The sequence below is a fragment of the Sphingobium sp. ba1 genome (genome assembly GCF_000743655.1).
In the GTDB taxonomy this organism is placed as follows: Bacteria; Pseudomonadota; Alphaproteobacteria; order Sphingomonadales; family Sphingomonadaceae; genus Sphingobium.
Genome location: NZ_JPPQ01000069.1, coordinates 1,986,916 through 2,006,292, shown reverse-complemented (window position 1 = coordinate 2,006,292; position 19,377 = coordinate 1,986,916). Strand labels below are relative to the sequence as shown.

Annotated in this window: 14 protein-coding genes and 1 pseudogene; 4 read left to right on the top strand and 11 right to left on the bottom strand. The window is 63.2% G+C overall.

The annotated features are described in order from the left end of the window. The 10 genes from IL54_RS24980 to IL54_RS12715 form a co-directional block, all read right to left on the bottom strand. The coding region (locus IL54_RS24980) for a TonB-dependent receptor (RefSeq protein ID WP_193378849.1) at positions 1-2,990 on the bottom strand (2,990 nt) is incomplete at its 3' end. A 94-nt stretch (positions 2,991-3,084) separates the two neighbouring features. Next, positions 3,085-4,008 carry a FecR family protein gene (locus IL54_RS12755; RefSeq protein ID WP_052027686.1) on the bottom strand — a complete coding sequence of 308 codons (924 nt, stop codon included), beginning with the start codon at positions 4,006-4,008 and terminating at the stop codon, positions 3,085-3,087. Between the two features lies 1 nt (position 4,009). Continuing rightward, a complete protein-coding gene (locus tag IL54_RS12750; protein WP_052027685.1) occupies positions 4,010-4,510 on the bottom strand; it encodes an RNA polymerase sigma factor in 501 nt (166 codons plus the stop codon). Positions 4,511-4,620: 110 nt separating this feature from the next. Next, entirely contained in the window at positions 4,621-5,874 is a 1,254-nt protein-coding gene (locus IL54_RS12745; protein WP_037476135.1) for an aromatic ring-hydroxylating oxygenase subunit alpha, read from the bottom strand. Between the two features lie 219 nt (positions 5,875-6,093). Further along, positions 6,094-6,582 carry a DUF3237 domain-containing protein gene (locus IL54_RS12740; RefSeq protein WP_237748874.1) on the bottom strand — a complete coding sequence of 163 codons (489 nt, stop codon included), beginning with the start codon at positions 6,580-6,582 and terminating at the stop codon, positions 6,094-6,096. Beyond that, entirely contained in the window at positions 6,572-7,468 is an 897-nt protein-coding gene (locus IL54_RS12735) for a kinase (RefSeq protein ID WP_037476131.1), read from the bottom strand. Before IL54_RS12735 ends, IL54_RS12740 begins: the two co-directional genes overlap by 11 nt. Then, on the bottom strand, positions 7,468-8,439 hold the full coding sequence (locus IL54_RS12730) for a 2-hydroxyacid dehydrogenase (protein ID WP_037476129.1): 972 nt from the start codon (positions 8,437-8,439) through the stop codon (positions 7,468-7,470). Before IL54_RS12730 ends, IL54_RS12735 begins: the two co-directional genes overlap by 1 nt. A gap of 9 nt (positions 8,440-8,448) precedes the next feature. Then, entirely contained in the window at positions 8,449-9,363 is a 915-nt protein-coding gene (locus tag IL54_RS12725) for a TauD/TfdA dioxygenase family protein (protein ID WP_237748873.1), read from the bottom strand. Between the two features lie 14 nt (positions 9,364-9,377). Beyond that, positions 9,378-10,796: an MFS transporter gene (locus IL54_RS12720; RefSeq protein WP_037476125.1), complete on the bottom strand. Its 1,419-nt coding sequence runs from the start codon at positions 10,794-10,796 to the stop codon at positions 9,378-9,380. Between the two features lie 24 nt (positions 10,797-10,820). Then, positions 10,821-13,748: a TonB-dependent receptor domain-containing protein gene (locus IL54_RS12715; protein WP_037476123.1), complete on the bottom strand. Its 2,928-nt coding sequence runs from the start codon at positions 13,746-13,748 to the stop codon at positions 10,821-10,823. Between the two features lie 185 nt (positions 13,749-13,933). Between IL54_RS12715 and IL54_RS12710 the strand changes: the two genes are divergently transcribed. From IL54_RS12710 to IL54_RS12690, 4 genes are all read left to right on the top strand, one after another. Then, positions 13,934-14,467, top strand: coding sequence for a MarR family winged helix-turn-helix transcriptional regulator (locus IL54_RS12710; RefSeq protein WP_037476121.1), 534 nt, complete (start codon positions 13,934-13,936; stop codon positions 14,465-14,467). A 318-nt stretch (positions 14,468-14,785) separates the two neighbouring features. Then, positions 14,786-15,523 (top strand): ABC transporter ATP-binding protein, encoded by a 738-nt coding sequence (locus IL54_RS12700; protein WP_037478594.1) that lies wholly within the window; start codon positions 14,786-14,788, stop codon positions 15,521-15,523. Continuing rightward, a complete protein-coding gene (locus IL54_RS12695) occupies positions 15,520-16,962 on the top strand; it encodes an ABC transporter permease (RefSeq protein WP_037476119.1) in 1,443 nt (480 codons plus the stop codon). Before IL54_RS12700 ends, IL54_RS12695 begins: the two co-directional genes overlap by 4 nt. Then, positions 16,959-18,215, top strand: coding sequence for an ABC transporter permease (locus IL54_RS12690; RefSeq protein WP_037476117.1), 1,257 nt, complete (start codon positions 16,959-16,961; stop codon positions 18,213-18,215). Before IL54_RS12695 ends, IL54_RS12690 begins: the two co-directional genes overlap by 4 nt. Positions 18,216-18,419: 204 nt before the next feature. Here the strand turns inward: IL54_RS12690 and IL54_RS12685 are convergent. Then, positions 18,420-19,377, bottom strand: a pseudogene (locus IL54_RS12685) (right-handed parallel beta-helix repeat-containing protein); the annotation flags it as partial.

Here is a 19,377-nt window from a genome sequence, read left to right as displayed (position 1 = left end):
ATTTCGCTGACTTCCTGCTCCGTTCCGGCGAAGGACACCTGGCGCTGGTCGAACAGGTTCACCGCCTGCACGAACATCTCCACATTGGGCTTGATCTGATAGCTGGCGCCCAGATCGACGATACCGAACCCCTTTTGATAATAGGGCACGACATCTTCCGGGCTGGGCAGCGATGTGACCACCGCCCCGGCATCCGTCATATAATCGCTGCGATAGGTGTAGCTGAGGTTGATTTCGAACGGCCCCGATTCGAAGAAGGGCGTGATCGAATAGCTGACGTCGGACACGCCCTGGATACCTGCCGACTGAAGGCCGACGCCCGTGCGATCAAGCTCCAGCTTCGACGTGGCGAAGGTCGCGGTCGCCGTGACCCCCAGGCCGAATGGCAGCTTTTTCGTATAGCCGAACTCGATGCCGGATATGGTGGCATCCCCGACATTGGTCGGCGTCGACACCAGAATATCCACCGGCAGCGTCGATCCGTCGTTGACGGCAAAGGCCAGCGTGCGCGTCTCGAAATCCGACGCGACATAATCGCTGATGTCCTTGTGGAACGCTGCGACCGTGAACGCGCCGAACTTGTCGAAATACCATTCGAAGGAAACGTCCAGGTTCCACGACGTATAGGGACGCAGGTTCGGATTGCCCGCCGCTGCGGTCAGGTTGAGCGTCGGGTCAGCGAGCGCCGCCGCGCCTTCGTTGAAGATGCTCGTCACCGTCACGCTGTTCGTGTTGATGGAATTGCGCAATTCCGACAGCGACGGCCGCGTCATCGTCCGGGCGACGCCAAGCCGCAACTGCATATTGTCCGCGATTTCGAACATGGCGTTGGCGCTGGGCAGGAACTCGCCATAGCTCGCCTTGGTGGTGGTCGGCGTCACCTGCGTCGTCACCCCGCCCGCGCCATCGGAAACGGGCGCTATCGTCGTGCCGCGAACATTGGTGCGGGTGCGCACATAGCGCAGGCCGAAATTGCCGGTGACCGGGACGTTGCCGACAATCGATTCGAAGTCGAGCCGACCATAGCCCGCCAGGATCTTTTCGCCGATCCGGTAGGAATTTTGGAGGTCGGCCGCCGTCGGATCAAGGTCGTAGGCGCTGGGGCTGACGCCGTCATATTCGCTGCCCAGCGTATAGGCCTGGTTGAACAACGCCCAATCGACGCTGCCCCATGTCTGGCGATTGGCGATCGATTGGTCGAAGGCGTTGCTGGCCACCGGATATTGCAGGAACGCATCCGTCCGGGTCGCGCCGCTCCGCAGCACGGCATTGTTGCGATCACGACGCTGATAATCGCGATAGCGATCGGACAGCTGCCCACCGAAACGCAGCCGCGTGAAGTTCACGCCACCCAGGCCGAAATCGATGTCGCGCGCTATATTGACGATGGCGCTCTTGTCTTCGTCTTCCGAATTGATCGGCCGGATCGCAAAGCTTTCGAACGGCATGACCGACGGATCGGTCAGGTCAAGATCGGTGTAGAGCGATGTGATGCGCTGATTGCCCAGCACGTCGCCGCGAAAATCGAAGGTCAGATTGCCGCCCGCACCGCTGCGGGTGCGATATTGTACCCGCTGGATCGGCGTGTCGAGACCGCTGCGCGCCCGCGCATAGCTGACCCGCGGTTCGATCTGCCAGCCCCCAAGGTCCAGCTTCATCGTCGCATTGAGCTGCAGATTCTGGTGCGACTGATCCATATTTTCGCTGTAGTTGCGGATGCGCGCGCCCCGGATCGTGCCCGCGACCAGCCGTCCGTCCTCGACCACCGCACTGGACAGGTCGAGCCGCGACAATTCGTTGGGAATATAATAGGTCAGCCGCTGTTCGACCGTCTTGTTGTTGAACTGCGAATAGAGGCCGTTAATGTCGATCTCGAACGTGGATGACGGACGCCATTGGACGCCCAGCACCGCACTGATCCGCTCGCGATCCTCAAGCTCCAGATAGGGCTGCGCATCGCCTGGCACGCGCAACGTGCCCAGGCCCTCGACCTCCGCTTCCTGCCACCCCATGCGCAGGCGGTCGAACTGCACCTCGCGCCGCGAATAGGACAGCCCGCCCAGCAGGCCGAAAGTGCCGTCCGCATTGCGCCAGCCCCCCGATATCGTGCCATTGGGATTGACCGTGTCGGTGCGCTCTTCATACCCCGCATAGGCATTGGCGGCGATAAACGATGGGCGATCGAGCGGCTTGATCAGGCGGATATCGACCGACGATCCGATCCCGCTTTCGACCAGGTCGGCGGTGGGCGACTTGACCACCACCACACTGTCGATCAATGTCGCGGGCAGGATTTGCAGACGGAACTGACGCCCCGACTGGCCCGAATTGCGGATATTCTCGTTATAAGCGAGCGGCATGCCGTCGAACGTGACCGACTGGAAATTCGGCCCCAGGCCGCGCACGCTGATGAACTGCCCCTCGCCCGCCTCGCGGACGATGGTAACGCCGGGCACGCGCTGCAAAGCCTCGGCCACGTTGAACGCCGGCAGCTTGCCGATATCGGCCGCGACGACCGCATCCGCGATCGAATCGGCTTTACGCTTCAAATCGAGCGACCGGCCGACGCCTTCGGAAAAGCTGGCCGTCACGACGATATTGTTGCTCGCAGCCGAATCAAGGTTGGCGCTTGCCGGCGTTTCTGCGGCCGCCGCCGTCTGAGGGCGAACGATCAGCGCCCCCGCGCGATCACGCACGACGACGAGCGACGTGCCCGCGACCAGTCGGCGTGCCGCCGTTTCCGCGTCAAACATGCCCGACAAAGCGGGTGCCCGCAGTTGCGCCACGGCGTCGCGCGTGAAGAGGATGTCCTGACCGCTCTGGCGCGCCAGCTGTTCAAGCGCGCTGGCCATCGGCTGGGCTGCCATGGTCACGCGCATCTGGCGCGACTGGCCCTGCGTCTGCGCCTGCAGCGTGGCCGACATCGCCATGGAGGAAAGCGTGAGGGCGAGCGCCGCCGATCGGCAAAGCTGCCGTTTCAAACTGATCATAATGTGATGTCCCTGTTCGGCGTTCCCCGCGAGCGCCGCTTATATCCTCGTCGCTGGGGCTCGGGATTTCCCCACCCCCCGCATGCAAATAAAATCAGTACATGCTGGCGATGCGGACGGCGTCGGCCTGTGCGGTGACGCGAATGGGCAGCAGGACGGCGAGCGAGCGGGCGAAGGCTTCGGGATCACCGACGCTGTAGACGCCACTGACGCGCATGGCCGCAGCCTTGGCGTCGGACACGACCAGCGCCCGTTCGGCGTAGCGGTTCATCTCCGCCGCCGCCTCGGCGACCGTCTGATCGCGGAAGGCCAGGCGACCGCTCTGCCACGCCGTCAGGTCTTCCAGTTCCGGCCGGTCGAGTTGATCGGGATGCCCGGCCGTCATGGCGATGCGATGCCCTTGCGACAGCAGGACCGGCGCCTGCATCGCCTCGACACGGGCGCTGCCCTGAATAGCCGTCAGCATCACTTGATCGTCATCGCGGCGCAGATCGAGCCGGGCCACGTCCGCCACCGCCCGCCTGTCACCCGCCTCGATGACGAAGGGACGCGAATCGCGGGCGATATCCAGGTTGATGCGACCCGTTTCGAGCGAGAGCAGGCGCATGGTTTCGCGCGCGCGGAACCGGATCTGCGTATTGGTGTCCAGCATGACGCGGGTGCCGTCATCCAGCATCAGGCGGCGCTGCTCGCCAACGCCTGTCCGGTACACGCCAGCCTGCGCCTGCTGCCATCCGACCGTCAGCCCCGCGGACAGGATGATTCCGACGCCCCCGGCCATGACGGCCCGGCGCGACAATCGCTGCGGCGCGGGCGCGCTGCGTGGATCGTCGCGAAGGCCTCCGACGGCGTCCCAGACGGTGGAGCTGTGATCGAAGGCCAGGGCATGGGACGGATCAGCATTCAACCAGGCGCGAAATGCCGCTTCGTCCTGGGTGGATCGGTTGTCGGCGTGTAAGCGCGCAAGCCAATCCGCTGCCTGCCGGTTCACATTTTCCGGCTTGCTGCGGAAGTTCACGTCACCAATGCTCCATCCATTCGGCCAGATGCGCCATCGCTTTTGCGATATGTTTTTCGACTGCGCTCTGGCTGATCCCCAACTCCTCGGCGATCTCGCGATATTTACGCCCGTCCAGGCGATACATCAAGAAAATCTGGCGGGTGCGGGGGCTGAGTTGCGCGACCCCGCCGCGCACATGGTCCAGACGTTCTCGCGCGATCATCACTTCGTCCTGCAGGGGGAAGCTGTCTGCGACGCTGTCGCTCGTCGTTTCCGCCACGATCGTCGATCCGACCCGCCGTTCCCGGCGATAGGCATCGATACCGCGATTGGCCGCGATCCGCGCGAGCAAGGCTTCGGCATTGTCGGCTTGCGTCCGCCGCGCCGCAACGCTGAGCCATGCATCCTGCAGCAGATCGTCGGCATCGTCGCGCCGGGTCATGCGCGCAATCTGATTGCGCAGCCTGACCCAGCTAAAGCCCAGCGCCCCGTCGCGCGTCGATGCCTTTGAACATTCCATCGCCGCGCGTCTAGGAATGGGGCGATACGATTTAATGACATATCGGCGTCAGCATCATGACATGCACGGCGATGCGGGACATCCTGCACGAGGCGTCCGGCGGGCGTCTCCTATTCCACGAAGGGCGCAAGCACTTGCTGGACGCGAAGCCGTTCGGGAATCTGGTCCGCGCCGATCACGCGGTCGATCTGTTCATGGGCATGATAGATGCGGCGCTCCTGATAGTTGAGCACGATCGAGCGGAAGGCTGGGGATTCGGCCGACAGCTGAACGCTCGGCAGGTAGGTCAGATCTTCATCGAGAATGAAGTTGAAGGCCTCGATCTTCTGCTTCCACGCCTCCGGCAATGCGCTTTCGCCATGCGGCAATCCGAACCAGATGACTTCGAAGCGGCTGGTGTTGATCCCCGTGGGCCAGAACAGCAGCAAGGGAAAGCCATTGGCATAGACCGGCGTGGTCAGGTTCGGGAAGGCGGTGAAGGCGGTCACGAACTGCCGGGGGATCGGGCCGACGCTCGGTATATCGGCGATCCCGCCCATACCCATGCTGAAACCGGTTTCCTCCGACACGTCGGCCGTCGGCTGAAAGCCATCATTCCACGGCAGGATGTTGCGCGAGTGGCCGTTTTTGAACAGCGACATCACCGTGCCATGATGATCGACCGCGCATTTGGGGCCAGGCAGGCCGACGCTGCCCCGGTGAACCGAAACGAAGTGATAATTTTCGGCGAAGGCGTCCATCAGGACTTTCCAATTACACGCCACGTCATAGCTGTAGCTGGTGATGTAGCTGAGCTTGTCGAGGTCGAATTGGGCCAACTGGCCCGGCAAGACACCCAGATATTGCTGGAGCGGTTCCGCATCGGGCTCGGCATTGATGAATATCCAGCCGCCCCATGTTTCGCATCGCAGCTTCACCAGGCCGCGCTTCGATTTGTCCAGCCCGTCGAAATCCCGGCTGTCCGGTACGCCGAGCAGTTCGCCGTCCAGATTATAGGTCCAGGCGTGGTAGCCGCAGATCAGCCGCTTGCCCAGGCACGTCCCCTGACGCTCCTGTACGATGCAGCCGCCACGGTGCGAGCAGGTATTGTAGAAGGCGTTGAAGCCGTTTTCCGTCCGCACGACGATGACCGGCATGCCGGGGACGCCCTCGAACTTGAGAAAGCTGCCGACTTTGGGAAACTGATCCTTGTGCCCGGCATAGAGCCAACTGCGCTGCCAGAGATATTTCAGTTCGAGCTGATAGAATTCCGGCGAAATATAGCGCTCGGCCGGGATGTCCGGCAATGGAGGAAAGCCCTCCGGATAGCCCTTACGCCCCTTCTCATAGTCGACGCGTTGCTGCAGCCCCTCGATCGTTTCCATGACGTTGATCTCATCCTCCCATAGATGCCCCGTGCATTATTCTGCATTCATGGGGCAGCGGCCGTGCCTGCGGACCACGCAAGGCTGGCCTGGCGCGAGGGAAAGATAGGGCAGGCGGGCGCGGCCCGGCTACGAACATAAATGATAGGTAGGGCGACGGCGATCACAGAGACGTTGAATTCCAGGGACACCGCCAAGCGAGCATATGCCTTGTCCCGATCAGGTGACACGCCAGACCCAAAGCCGGATGGAATCGGGATAGCGCGCGCCCGAACAGACGAAGATGCTGCTATTGAGCCATGCATAGGGACCGAGCGGCGCGATGAATTCGGGTATGGTGCGAAAATAATAGGCTGACGGATCGACCGTGTCACCGGCTGCCAGGCGGGCCATGACCTCGGCAGGCCCGTGGCGCAGGCCGCGATTGCGGATCTGGATGATGGTGCCGTCATCGGTTTCGATGCCATAGGTTGCATCCGCGACGGTGACGCCATCGGACCGCAGAAGTTGCCAATCGCTGCCTCCGCCAAGGATGCGGCCACGGATATGCGGCCCTTCGACCGTGCCCGACAGGATGGGGATGATCCGCCGCATGCCATCGGGCGTTTCCCCGATCGGAATGGGTGCGGCCAGTTCGGCGCTGGCCGCATAGACGAACGCCAACCCTGGTCGAATGGCGTCGGCGGGCACGGCATCTTCAGGAGACATGGGCATCCTCATTTGCAAGGCCCGTACAGGATATCACGTCCTGCCCGGCGCTTAGCTGGAACAATAGGTCGACATGATCCGGCAGGTCGGCGACCATGTGGCGAGTCACACGCTCATAATGGCTGACGAACCGCGCGACTGCGGCGTCGTCCATGATCCCCGGCGCATCCGGCGCGGTCGCCCGCAGCTTATGTTCCTGGAGCAACCGGTTTTTCAAAACATGGTCGAAAGACGGCGGCTTCAACATCACCAGATGATCGATCATCGCGAACCACTGCGCATAGCATGTCTCAAGAGCGCTGTTCACATGACGCCGCCAGATGCCGTCGGGATCCTCCTGCGCCTCCAGCGCATTGAGCGGCTGCTCCAGGGCGGCGGCAGGCTGCGGGCGCGCACCCACGCACCAGCCTTCGAACAGCAGGATATCCACCTTGCCCGCATGGCGCGTCCAGTCGGCCTGCGGCAGTCGGTCGTCCAACGCCTTGCTGAACCGCGGGATCAGCGTGTCTCGACCGGCGACCATATCCGCCAGCACAGCGATGCCCGCATCGACATCATGCGTGCCGGGCACCCCGCGCGTGCGGAACAGGGGGTGGATGTCCCTCGCCATTTGCTCCCGCGCCTGCAACGGCAGGTAAAGATCGTCCAGGGAGACGACCGTCGCTGACAGCCCCTGTTCGGGCAGCAGCGATGCCTGGAGAAAGCGGCAGACCGTGGATTTCCCGCTGCCCTGCGCCCCGTTGATCCCGATGATGAGGGGCCGTCCGGCCGATGCATGCCAATGTGCGATCTGCCGTGCGAGCGGCCGCCACCAGCGATCGACCATCACCGCATAGGATGGCGGCAATCGCTCGGCGGCGATCAAATCGTCGATGGCGGTCGCCACTACAGGCTGTCCTGGGGCACCCGCCCCTCCCTCCAGTCGTCGAGATTGGCGAGCGCGCGCAGGCCCATTGCCTCCCGCGTCTCCCGCGTCGCGCTGCCCAGATGGGGGAGGAGAACCGTGTTCGGCGCGTCGCGCAGGCGTTGGGAGACATGGGGTTCGCCGACGAAGACATCGAGGCCCGCGCCACCGATCCGCCCGGCTTCCAGCGCATCGACCAGCGCGTCTTCATCGACCACGTCGCCGCGCGCGGTGTTGATCAGGATCGCATGGGGGGCCATCTGTGCGAAGATGGCCGCATCGATGATGTTGCGGGTTTCCGCGCCGCCCGGAATATGCAGCGAGACGACATCGCATTGGGCGACCATCTCGGCCAGCGATGGCACATAGCGGGCATCCAGGCGCTGCACCACGTCCTGCGCGCCGGGGCGCCGCGAATAATAGATGATGTCCATGCCAAAGCCGAAACGGGCGCGTTCGGCCATCGCCTGGGCAATGCGGCCGAAACCGACCAGCCCCAGCGTCTTGCCGCGCAGGCTGGTGCCAAGCAGATGGGTCGGCCGCCAGCCCGCCCATTGCCCGGCGCGCAATTCCCGCTCGCCTTCGCCTGCCCGCCGCGACGCCATCAGCATCAGGGTGACGGCCATATCGGCAGTCGCATCCGTCAGGACGCCCGGCGTATTGGTCACGACGATGCCTGCGCCGCGCGCCGCCGCCACATCGATATGATCGACGCCTGCGCCGTAATTGGCGATGATCTTCACGCGTTGCCCCGCCGTCCCGACAATGCCGGCGTGCAGCTTGTCGGTGATGGTGGGGCAGATGGCGTCATAGTCCTGCATCGCCGCGGCCAGTGCCGCTTGCGTCAGCGGGATGTCATCCTGGTTGAACGTCGCATCATAGCGTTCCGCGATCAGCGCCTCGACCCGTTCGGGCCATTTGCGCGTCACCAATAAACGGGGCTTGTCGGGCATCGTCACGGATCAGCTCTGCGGTGCCGAAGCGGAAAAATAGGCTGTGAACGGATCGTCGGCATGTTCGGGTGGTTCGCCTTCGCGCACGGTCGTCCGACGCATGTCGCGCCTTTCCTTATAGATGTCGAAATCGCCGCCCCGGTGCATGGTCGCCAGATTGTCCCAGATGACGATGTCGCCCGGTTGGTAGGAGACGCCGAATACATAGTGTGGCTGGGTGGCGAATTCGATCAGATATTTGATGAGCGCTCGCCCTTCCTCGCGTGGCAGGCCAACGACGTCCATCGCATGGCTGCCGATATAGATGGCGGTGCGTCCGGTTGCTTCCTGGTGCATGACCATGGGCTGGCGGGCTTTGGGACGGCCGTCAATCTCCTCCTCGGTGATCGGGAAACCCGCGAGCAGGCGCGAATACCAGAGCGAATGTTCGGCCTGCAGCGTATCGACCTTTTCCTTGATGTCGGCAGGCAGGTCTTCATAGGCCGACCGCATGTCCGCGAAATAGGTCAGCCCGCCTTCCTTGGGCACCTCATAGGCGAGCAACAGCGAATAGGCCGAGCGCAGGTCCATGAAGGAGGAATCGGTATGCCAGAGCCGGTCGCCCTTCTTGTGCAGAACCATATTCTCATCGACCAGTATCTCGCCCGCCGGGGTCAGGTTGCTGGCGTCGAATATCTCCGGCGTGTCCGGGTGACGACGCGGCCGGTTCTTTACCGATGGCGCCGTTTCCAAATGACCGAAATGGCGGCTGAAAGCGACATGGGAGGCATTGTCGAAACCGGTGCCGCGAATGACGCACACGCCCCACTGGTTCATCGCATCCTTGATGGCGGCGACATCGGCGTCGCTCAATGGCTTGCTGACGTCGATGCCGGAAAGCTCGGCACCAAAGCGCGGGGTGATGGGGGTCGCAGTCAAAGCCATGATCATATTTCCTGTTAGGGCTTGGTCGCCACGGCATGCGCCGGAAGGACGATGTTGTCGGTGGGAACGGGCGTGCGGGCCGCCTGGCGCTTGCCGACACGGGCAAGCAGGAGCAGCGAAACGCACGAGAGCAGCGGCGTCGCCGCAAGCAGGACGAACAGCAGGCGGGGGGGCATGTTCATCGCCAGCAGATAGCCGCCCAGCAGCGGTGCGAAGATCGATCCGATCTTGGCCACCGATGTCGCCCAGCCCGCGCCATTGGCGCGGATGGCGCTGGGATAGAAAATGCCCGCGATGGAATGCATGCCGAAATGCGTGCCGCTGATCATCGCCATGCTCAGAAGGGAGAAGGCGGCCAGACCCTGCAGCGAGACGGGAGCGAGGCCCATGACCAACAGCAGCGGTGCCGCCAGCATCGGATAGAAAGCGATCGCGATCGGCCCCAGCCGGTCGGTAAAGCGCATGAGCGCCAGGCCCGCAAGCGAGCCGCCGATCGAACTGACGGACATGATCATCGCCGCCTGCGTCCGGGTGAAACCGACATCCTCGAAGATGATCGGACCCCAGTTGGACTTGAAATAGACCGCCATCGAACTGCCGATATAGGCGAGCCAGAGCAGGCTGGTGATCGGCCGCAGATCGCCTTTGAACAGGGTGGCGATACGGAAGCCCTTTCCTGTGGCGGGCGCTGTTTCGTCCGTGACCATGAAGCGGTCCTGCGGCCGCGCGCCAAGCCCCGGTGCCAGCGCGTTCAGCGCCTTTGCGATCTTGTCGGGCGATCGCCCCTTTACCGCCAGATAGCGAGCGGATTCAGGGAGCAGGGCAAAGAGGAGCGGGACGAGCAGCAGCGTCGCCACGCCCGACACCATGAATACCGATTGCCAGCCATAGAGCGGCGCGAGCCACACCGTCATTGGCCCTGCGACGACGCCGCCTAGCGTATAGCCCATCATGATGACGGTCACGACGGTCGCCCGATAGCGGCGCGGCACATATTCGATGTTGAGCGCCCAGGCGAGCGGCATCAACCCGCCCAGGGCCACGCCGTTCAGGAAACGCAGCGCCAGCAGCACCTGCATATTGGGGGCGAGCGCAATGGCCATGCTGGTCGCCCCAAACGCCACCACCGACGCGATGATGATCGGGCGGCGCCCATAGCGGTCGCCCAGCCAACCAAAAGCGATCCCGCCCAGCATCGCGCCGAACACGCCGACGGCGAACAGTTCGCCCAGGGAAATGACGTCCGCACCGAACCCGTCGCGCAGATAGGGCGCGACGAAGGAGATGACGAGCATGTCGAAACCATCGAGAAAGGTGACGGTCCACGATATCGCGACGAGGCGGATGACGAACGCATTGATCCGCTGACGTTCGATCACGTCCGTCACCTCGATGACGACGGGGGGCGATGGATCGGTTGCGGTCATGCTCATCGTGGCTCGTCCCTCTCCTGCGCCTTATGCACCGAAGTGGAAGCGCGCGCCGACCTTGAACGCGCGACCGACCGGATCGAACAGGATCTGGTTGGTGCCGCCCGATGGTCCGGGCATGGCGGGCGGATCGCGATCGAGCAGATTGTTCACCGTGGCGAACAATTGGAAGGTCCGTCCGTGTCCGGCTTCGACATTCACCCGCGCCGTCATGTCGAGGTAGAAGCGGCTGGGCACATTATTATTGTCGACGCTGTTCGGTGCGGTGACGGCATAGCCATCCTGATCGGGACCGACGAAATTGGTCCAGTAGATGCCCGACGGGATATAGCGGCCATGACCGGTCAGCTGGAATTTGCCGACCGTCCAGGTCAGCACGCCATCCAGCACATAATCGGGCACGCCAGGGATCGTGCCCGTGCGCACGCCCGTCTGCCCTGCGCGATCGACCGCACCCAAGGCATCGACCGTCGTCAGTTCCTTCGTGATGTTTGCGATCAACTGCCCGTTCAGCTCGCCCCATGAACCGAGCGGCTGGCGATATTGGAGTTCGATGTCATAGCCGCTGGTCTTGAGGGCGTTGGAATTGAGGATGACGTCGCGGACCTGCAGAATCTGGTTGTTGGCGTCGCGCGTGATCTGGCTGCAGAAATTGGTCGCCCCCTGCGCGCATCGATTGACCAATGTCTGCGCGCCCAGGGCACCGATCGCGTCGGCCACCTTGATATTATAATAGTCGACAGACAGGCGCAGCCGCTGGAGCAGGCCGGACCGGGGGGCGATCACGAAACCGCCAGTCCAGCTGTCCGCCTTTTCGACCGAGAGGTTCGGATTGGCCCCGGTGACGACGAAGGGGTTGGTCTGCAATCCGCCGTTCAACGGGTCGGACAGGCCGATCGAGCGCAGCGTCTGCGGGCCGAACAGTTCGAAAATATTGGGCGCGCGAATGTCGCGCGACCGCGTGCCGCGCAAGCGGACGCCTTCGATCGGTTCGTAGACGAGCCCGGCTTTCCAGGTCGTGACCGACCCTGTGGTGCTGTAATCGGTGCGGCGGGCCGCACCATTGAGGTCGAGCGCATAGCCGACCGATGAATTGCGCAACACGGGGACGGCGATCTCGCCGAATATTTCCTTCACCGTCACGCCGCCCGACAAAGCGGAGCCGTTGAGCGAATAAAAGCCGTTCGCCGCCGAGATGGGATCGGCGGTGCCGTCCACGGTATCGCGCCGATATTCCGCGCCCACCGCCACCGTTACCGGCCCCGCTGGCAGGTCGAACAGCTCGCCGCGCAGGTCCACGCCCGCGACATGCTGTTCATTGACGGTTCGCTGCAGGCCGTTGCCAGTGATATAGCCGACCGATGCCTGGCTGAATTGCCCTTCGCCGAACGGGTTGAACGGTACGCAGCCTGCATCGTCATTGCTGGCGATCGCGTCGGCATTGACGCGGCAGACAATCTGGCCGCCGGAACGCACCGCGTCTACGGCTTTGAGGAGATTGGCCTGATTGACCAGGTTCGTCGCCCGTTGCGTGAAATTGGTGCGACCATATTGATAGAAGCCGTTGACCGTCCATTTGTCGCTCAGCTTCGCCTCGACACCCAGTACACCGCGATAGGTTTCCGTGGTCGATGTCGCCCGGCCGGGGCCAAGGTCGAACGCGGCCTTGCCCAGGATGAAGGAGGCGACGCCATTGGCATCCATCGTCGATGCGACGGCGGCAGGGATGAAGGGATTGTCGCGCTTGATACGGCCCAGCAACGTCCCGTTGAAGTCGCGGAAGATGGCGCCGTCGACGGTCCCCTTGACCCGGCCATAGGACAGGTCGGCGGTCAGCGTGACATCGTCGGTCAGGTCCGCCGTCAGGGCACCATAAGTAGACACGCGTTCCAGCGGCACTTTGAGCCGCAGGGCGGAAATGAAGCCGTTACGCCCTTGCCCCTCGCCGCCGAGCATGAACAGCGGGCCGACCAGCGAACCATATTGGAACCGCCCCGGCGTGCCGTCGGCCAGGAATTTGGTGCCGCGCAACGGATCGGTCGCCGTCGTGCCGATCACCTGACCCGCCGCATTGTACGACCGATTGATGAGGCCACCCGGTGACACGGTCGATGTATTGACTCCGCCGATGATCAGATTGGCGGGCAGGCCACCGGCACCGGGCGTATTGCCCAGGATCAGGGTCTGGCTGTCGCACCAGCTACGGCTGGTGCAGGTGCCCAGCCCTTCCAGCTTTTCATATTCGACCGCGCCGATCACATGAATGCGATCGCCAAAGCGCATGCCGCCCGACAGGCTGGCGAACAGATTGCCGTCATCGCCCCGCTGCGACATGCCCGCGGCAAATTCGCCGTCCAGGCCTTCTTTCTTGCGGTCGAGGACGAAGTTCACCACCCCTGCGACTGCATCCGACCCATAAGCGGCCGATGCGCCCCCGGTCACGACATCGACGCTGCGCAACAGGGAGGACGGGATCAGGTTGGTATCGACCGAACCCTGCACAGTGCTGGGCACGAAACGCTTGCCATCGACCAGGACGAGTGTGCGCTGGGGATCGAGCCCGCGCAGATCGAGCAGCCGAGCGCCGATATTGCCGCCCAGATTGGCCTGCGCCGCCGGACCGCTCGACGCGCGGAAGCTGGGCAACTGGTTCAGCGCTTCGCCGACATTGGTGATGCCCAGCGCATCGAGCCGTTCAGCGCCGATCGACGTGACCGGCGTCGGCGCGTTGAAATTGGAACCCAGGCGCGTGCCCGTCACGACGATGTCAGTCACGGGCAGGGCACCCGATGCGCCTTCGGTCGTCTGGGCATCGACGGATTGCGGGGCGGTAGTTGGATCAGCCGGGGCGGACTCCTGTGCGGCCACACCGGTCGGCAGCGCCATCGCTACCCCCATCATGGCCAAGACACTCGCGTTTGCGCGCATGCGCTGGGTGCTCAATCGCATCTTCATTTCCCTCTCCTGGCCTTCTGCTGCGGCCTCTGCCCAATTTATGTATCGTGGTACATAGATTGTCAACGCCCTCCTTTCAGGGGAAAAATTTGGAGGAAACCTGATATTTTGCAGTTGTTTACCAGCGCCGCTAAGAATGGCATGCGGGCTGCAATCCACTGTCCCGCCTTTGCAATGGGAATGACATGGCCTCCGACGATCCGAATCCAGCCGATCCGTTCGACAGCAGCACAGCGCAATATCGCGCCTATTTTCCCGAAGGATCGCGCGATGACGTCGAATTCCGGCTGACCCGGATATTGTCGCTGTCGGCCCGCCGTTGGGGGACGCATGTCGAAAATCGCATGTTGGCGGCCACGGGCCAGTCCCGGTCGCGATGGCAGACCCTCTTCGTCCTGAGCGTCGCCACGCCCCCAGTCACGACATCGCTCTTGTCGGCCCGCCTCGCCATTCAATGGCCACCGCTGATCCGAACATTGAATTCGCTGGAAGCCGACGGCTTGATCCGCCGGACGGAAAACCCGCACGACAAGCGCTCGCGCCATATCGAGATCACGCCAGCGGGCATGGCGGTCGTCGAGCAGGTTCAGCCCGTTCTGTCGGACATTCGATCGACGGTATTTGCCAAACTCAGCAAAGAAGAGATGGAACTGGCGACGCGCGTTTTGGAGAAGGTCGTCGTCGGCGTGAGTGAAGCCCAGGAGGCGGATGCGGTGTGATATTACTCGATAATCTTAGCTCAGGACTTATTGATTCAACCATAAGATGACTGTTGCGGCGGTACAAATTGCGGACATGAAAGTGTCGGCGTATCGGTCGTAGCTGGGGATGCGACGCCAGTCCTTGAGTTTGCCGAATATCCTCTTGATCCTGTGACACTGGCAGTAGAGCGCGATATCGTGCGGGTCTTGAGTGGCCGATGCGCAACGCCCCCGAAGGGAGACATCCCTGGGACGCATTAGAAATGTTATATTATTTCATTGACAGATTGCTGCAACGGCGAAATGCTCCGCGCCAACAGCCAAGGAGCCCATATCATGTCCCTGACCGCCACCGGCCAGCGCATCATCTTGTCCGACGTTCACCTATCCTATGGCAGCCAGCCCGTGCTGCGCGGCCTGAGCCTGCATGTCGATGCAGGCGAAATTTACGCGCTTCTGGGCGGCAATGGCGCGGGCAAGTCGACCACCATGTCGGCCCTGTTGGGCTTTGCCCGGCCAGATAGCGGCACTGTCCTTGTGGCCGGGCATGATCCGATCGCACAGGCCGACAAGGCGCGTGAACAAATCGCTTATGTGCCGGAAAATGTCGCCCTCTACGAACATCTGACCGCGCGCGAGAATGCCGCCTATCTGCTCGCTTTGGCGGGTCGCCACCCCGCCCCGCAGGATATCGACGGCGCGTTCGAGGCCACCGGCCTGCAGACATCGGCCTGGGACAAGCGGATGAGCGGCTTTTCCAAAGGCATGCGGCAGAAAGTGGCGATCGCCATCGCCCTGCTACGCGCCGTGCCGGTGCTGCTGCTCGACGAGCCGTCATCGGGCCTTGATCCGCGCGCAACCGCCGATTTCAACAGGCTGGTCCACGACGTGGCACGCAGGGGCGCGGCGGTGCTGATGGTCACCCACGACCTGCTGTCCGCCGCCGACATTGCCGATCGCATCGGCTTCCTGGAATCGGGCCGCATCATCGACGAGGCAGCGGCGCAGGGCGCGGACCGCTTCGACGTGCGCGACCTGCATCGCAAATTTGCGCGGGAGGCCGTCACCGCATGAACGCCATCACCCTGATCGCCCGCGACGAATTGCGGCTGATGCGGCGCAATCGCGTCACCGTCATTGCCTTCGCGCTGCTCACCCTCCTCACGCTCGCCGCCGCCCTCATCAGTTGGTCCCATCAGACCGGCATCGCCGAAACCCGCGCTCGGTTCCAGGCGCAGGCAGCGCAGGAATTTACGGCGCAGCCCGACCGGCATCCCCATCGGATGGTCCATTTCGGCAATTTCATCTTTCGCCCCCTGCCGCCGCTCGCGGCCTTCGATCCGGGTGTCGATGCCTTCACCGGCAACAGCATGTTCCTGGAAGGCCATCGGCAGAACAGCGCCAATTTCGGCGATGTCCGCCAATCATCGCTGCTGGTGCGCTTCGGCCAGCTGACACCGGCCTTCGTCCTGCAAGTGATCGCCCCATTGTTGCTGGTTTTCCTCGGCTATGGGGCAGTCGCGCGGGAACGGGAACGCGGCACGCTGCGCCAGATGCTCGTCCAGGGGGTTTCCGCGCGCGCGCTGCTGCTGGGCAAGTTGCTGGCGCTCGCTATAGTCGCTGCGCTGGTCGGGCTTCCCGCGCTGGCCGCCTTTCTGCTGATCGCGGGGCAGCCGGGCGCGCTGGCCGGGCCGATCGCCGTCATGGTGCTGGGCTATGGTGCCTATCTGGCGCTTTGGTCGATCATCGTCATCCTGGTATCCGCGCTGGTGCGGCGCGGGCGCGACGCGCTGCTTGCGCTGCTCGCGCTCTGGACGGTGCTTGTCATCCTGCTCCCGCGCGTTGCGCCCGACATTGCGGCGCAAACCTACATGCTCCCCACCCGGCTCGAAACCGACATTGCGATCCAGCAGGATCTGCATCGTCTCGGCGACGCGCATAATCCCGACGATCCCTTCTTCACCGCCTTCAGGCAAAAGGTGCTGCGCCACTATGGCGTCGACAGGATCGAGGATCTGCCGGTCAATTATAACGGCCTGCTCGCGGTCGAAGGCGAGAAGCTGACATCGCGCCTGTTCGACGATTATGCCAGGCGCAGCTTCACCGTCCAGCAGGCGCAGAGCCGACTGACCGACGGTTTTGGCATCATCAGTCCAGCCATCGCCCTGCGCCGGCTGTCGATGGCTGCGGCAGGCACCGACCTGGAAGGCCATCGCCAGTTCCTGGCTCAGGCCGAAGCCTATCGTTATGCCATGGTGCAGCAGCTGAACGAGTTGCAGGCCGACACCGTCCGCTATGCCGATGACAAGGCCAAGGATGCCGGTGCCGATCAGCGCAAGCGCATCTCCGCCGACCATTGGCAGACGATCCCGCAATTCCGCTTCCAACCGGCGACCACGGGCGATCTGGTCGAAGCCAGCCTGCCTGGGCTTGGCCTGTTGCTCGCCTGGCTGGCGTTCGCGCTGCTGGCGTTGCTGCCCGTTACCCGCATTCTTCAGAAAGCTCGTGCATGACCCTCCTCACCCATGAATTGCGCCTGCTGCTGCGCTCCCGCATGGCGCTGCTGGCGCTGCTGTTGGTCGCTTTGCTGGCGGCTGCCTCCGTGGCGGCCGGCATGGCCGAAGTCGCCCGCCAACGCGACGTCATCGCCCGTATCCAGCCCAAACAGGCGCAGGATATGGCGGCGGTCGCGCAATGGGCGGCCGAGACGAAGGATCCTGGCACCGCGGCCTATTATAGTTTTCACGCCACTTGGGACACGCCGTCGCCGCTGGCTTTTGCCGCCCTCGGCCTGCGCGATGTCGCGCCTTACATCCTGCGTGTTCGCGCCCTTGGCCTGGAAGCGCAGCTTTATGATGGCGAGGCGTTCAATCCTGAACTCGCCCTGCCGGGTCGTTTCGATTTTTCCTTCGCGCTGGTCTATCTGACCCCTTTGTTCGTGATCGCCCTGTTTCACGATCTGGTGTCGGGGGAACGGGAAGCGGGAAGGCTGCGCATGCTGGACGCCCTGGCGGGATCGGGCAGGTCGCTATGGCGTCGGCGCGTGCTGCTGCGCGGCGGCTTGCTGTTCCTGGCGCTTGCCGGGCCGCTGACGATAGGCGCCATCCTGTCCGCCGTGCCCTTCCCCACCCTCCTGTCCGTGCAGGGTCTAGTCGCGCTCTACCTCGCCTTCTGGATCGGCGTGACGTTGCTGGTCGGGCGGATGCGCTGGAGTTCCGTCGCCAATGCCGCGACGCTGGCCGGTATCTGGCTGGTGCTGACGCTGATCCTGCCGACCATCGCCCATGTCGCGATCAACCGCCTCATCCCGGTGGGTGAGGGCGTGGAACTGACGCTCGCCCAACGCGAAGCGGTCAACCGCGCATGGGACATCCCCCGTGCGGACACGATGCGCGCATTTTACGCCGGTCATCCCGAATGGAAAGATAGCCCGCCGCTGACGGACGCCTTCCACTATAAATGGTATTTCGCCTTCCATCAGGTCGGCGACGAAAGCGTCGCGCCAAAGGTCGCCGCCTATCGAAACGGCATAGAAGCGCGCGATACCGCCGCGCGCGGGATCGGCTGGCTATTGCCGTCGGTCGGGGTGCAGGCGGCTCTGACCCGTCTCGCCAACACCGACATGGCAGCCCAACTGGCCTATCAGGATCGAATCCGGGCCTTCCATGAAAAATTGCGGAATTTCTATTACCGCTATCTGTTCACCGATACGCCGTTCGAAAAGGACGACTTTGATCGCGCGCCGACCTTTGTCGGCGGCGCTTAGTCCTGCGTCACGAACGGAAAGCGTCGTGAAGGAATAGGGCCAGTCGCTCCTGATCGCCACCGGTGGTAACTCATCGCCAGACCTATGGCGGATGGCCGAAGCCAAGGCTTCGCCAGATCAATCTTCCGTCACTATCGCGTGGGACAGAGAACGTCGGGAGAACGGCAGGTCACAGCAAAGCTGCATGCCCGTTGATTTCGTCCGTCAGCGACCGGCGGCCTCCGCCGGTCGCACGCCACTCGCGTCGATCACGCGCTTGGCCTCCGCTGGCCATAGGTTTCCGACCACCGCCACATTGTCCGTGGCGCGATTGTTGAGATAGGCGCTCCATTCGCCGTTGAGCTTGCCGCTATTATACCAGTTGGCCGTGGCGACATTGTCCAACGCCGTGCGCCGCGGCGCGATATGCGACTGGGTGTTGAGGTTGAGCCAGACGCCGCCGACCCGGTCGATGACATTGTTGCGCACGGTGACATAGCGCGACCCTTCGTCCAGATAGATGCCGATCCCGCCCGATCCGGCGATGTCGGATATGTAATTTTCCGCGATCAGCGCGCCGGGATCAGCGGACAGATGATAGATGGCGCCGCCGTCGGGGAACCATTGTTTCACCCGGCTGACCCGGTTCCCCATGACCACGGTGTCGCGCAGGGTCGTGGGCGTATCATAGACGATGTTGCCGGGCTGGTCATAATAGCCGCGTTGCTTGCGCCAATATTCGGCGCTGCCGCCCGGATCATTGGCACCCCACCCCCAGCCGACATCGATGCCGTCATAGGGCGCGTCGGAGACGTCGTTGTTCAGGATGAGCGTGCCGGACGCATAGGTGACGAGGATCGCCGACTGTTCCTTATAATCGCGCGACACCCCTTCGATCCGGTTGTTGCGGATGATTATGTCGCGCAAGCCCATCTCAGGCCGGGTTGGATGATGCGCGTCCGGCTGTACCCCGCCCGCCATGATCGCGCCGCCAGCCAGATCGGCAAATTCGTTGTTCGTCACCTCGATCGCCGACGTGCCAAGGCCCACGCCGCTTTCATTGGCTTCCGGGTTGGTACCGATGCCGAGCGCGATCTGCCCCAGTTGCGAAAAGCGATCGTCGTCAAAGACGATGCGCCGGGCCGCAGCGACCTGTACTGCGGCGGGCTGCTGACTCCACCGG

Bases quoted from the DNA above. Each gene is read 5' to 3' on its own strand.
- IL54_RS12740 (WP_237748874.1), bottom strand. From the start codon at position 6,582: ATGTCTCCTGAAGATGCCGTGCCCGCCGACGCCATTCGACCAGGGTTG.
- IL54_RS12750 (WP_052027685.1), bottom strand. From the start codon at position 4,510: ATGGAATGTTCAAAGGCATCGACGCGCGACGGGGCGCTGGGCTTTAGC.
- IL54_RS12710 (WP_037476121.1), top strand. From the start codon at position 13,934: ATGGCCTCCGACGATCCGAATCCAGCCGATCCGTTCGACAGCAGCACA.
- IL54_RS12715 (WP_037476123.1), bottom strand. From the start codon at position 13,748: ATGAAGATGCGATTGAGCACCCAGCGCATGCGCGCAAACGCGAGTGTC.
- IL54_RS12700 (WP_037478594.1), top strand. From the start codon at position 14,786: ATGTCCCTGACCGCCACCGGCCAGCGCATCATCTTGTCCGACGTTCAC.
- IL54_RS12730 (WP_037476129.1), bottom strand. From the start codon at position 8,439: ATGCCCGACAAGCCCCGTTTATTGGTGACGCGCAAATGGCCCGAACGG.
- IL54_RS12745 (WP_037476135.1), bottom strand. From the start codon at position 5,874: ATGGAAACGATCGAGGGGCTGCAGCAACGCGTCGACTATGAGAAGGGG.
- IL54_RS12725 (WP_237748873.1), bottom strand. From the start codon at position 9,363: ATGGCTTTGACTGCGACCCCCATCACCCCGCGCTTTGGTGCCGAGCTT.
- IL54_RS12690 (WP_037476117.1), top strand. From the start codon at position 16,959: ATGACCCTCCTCACCCATGAATTGCGCCTGCTGCTGCGCTCCCGCATG.
- IL54_RS12695 (WP_037476119.1), top strand. From the start codon at position 15,520: ATGAACGCCATCACCCTGATCGCCCGCGACGAATTGCGGCTGATGCGG.
- IL54_RS12720 (WP_037476125.1), bottom strand. From the start codon at position 10,796: ATGAGCATGACCGCAACCGATCCATCGCCCCCCGTCGTCATCGAGGTG.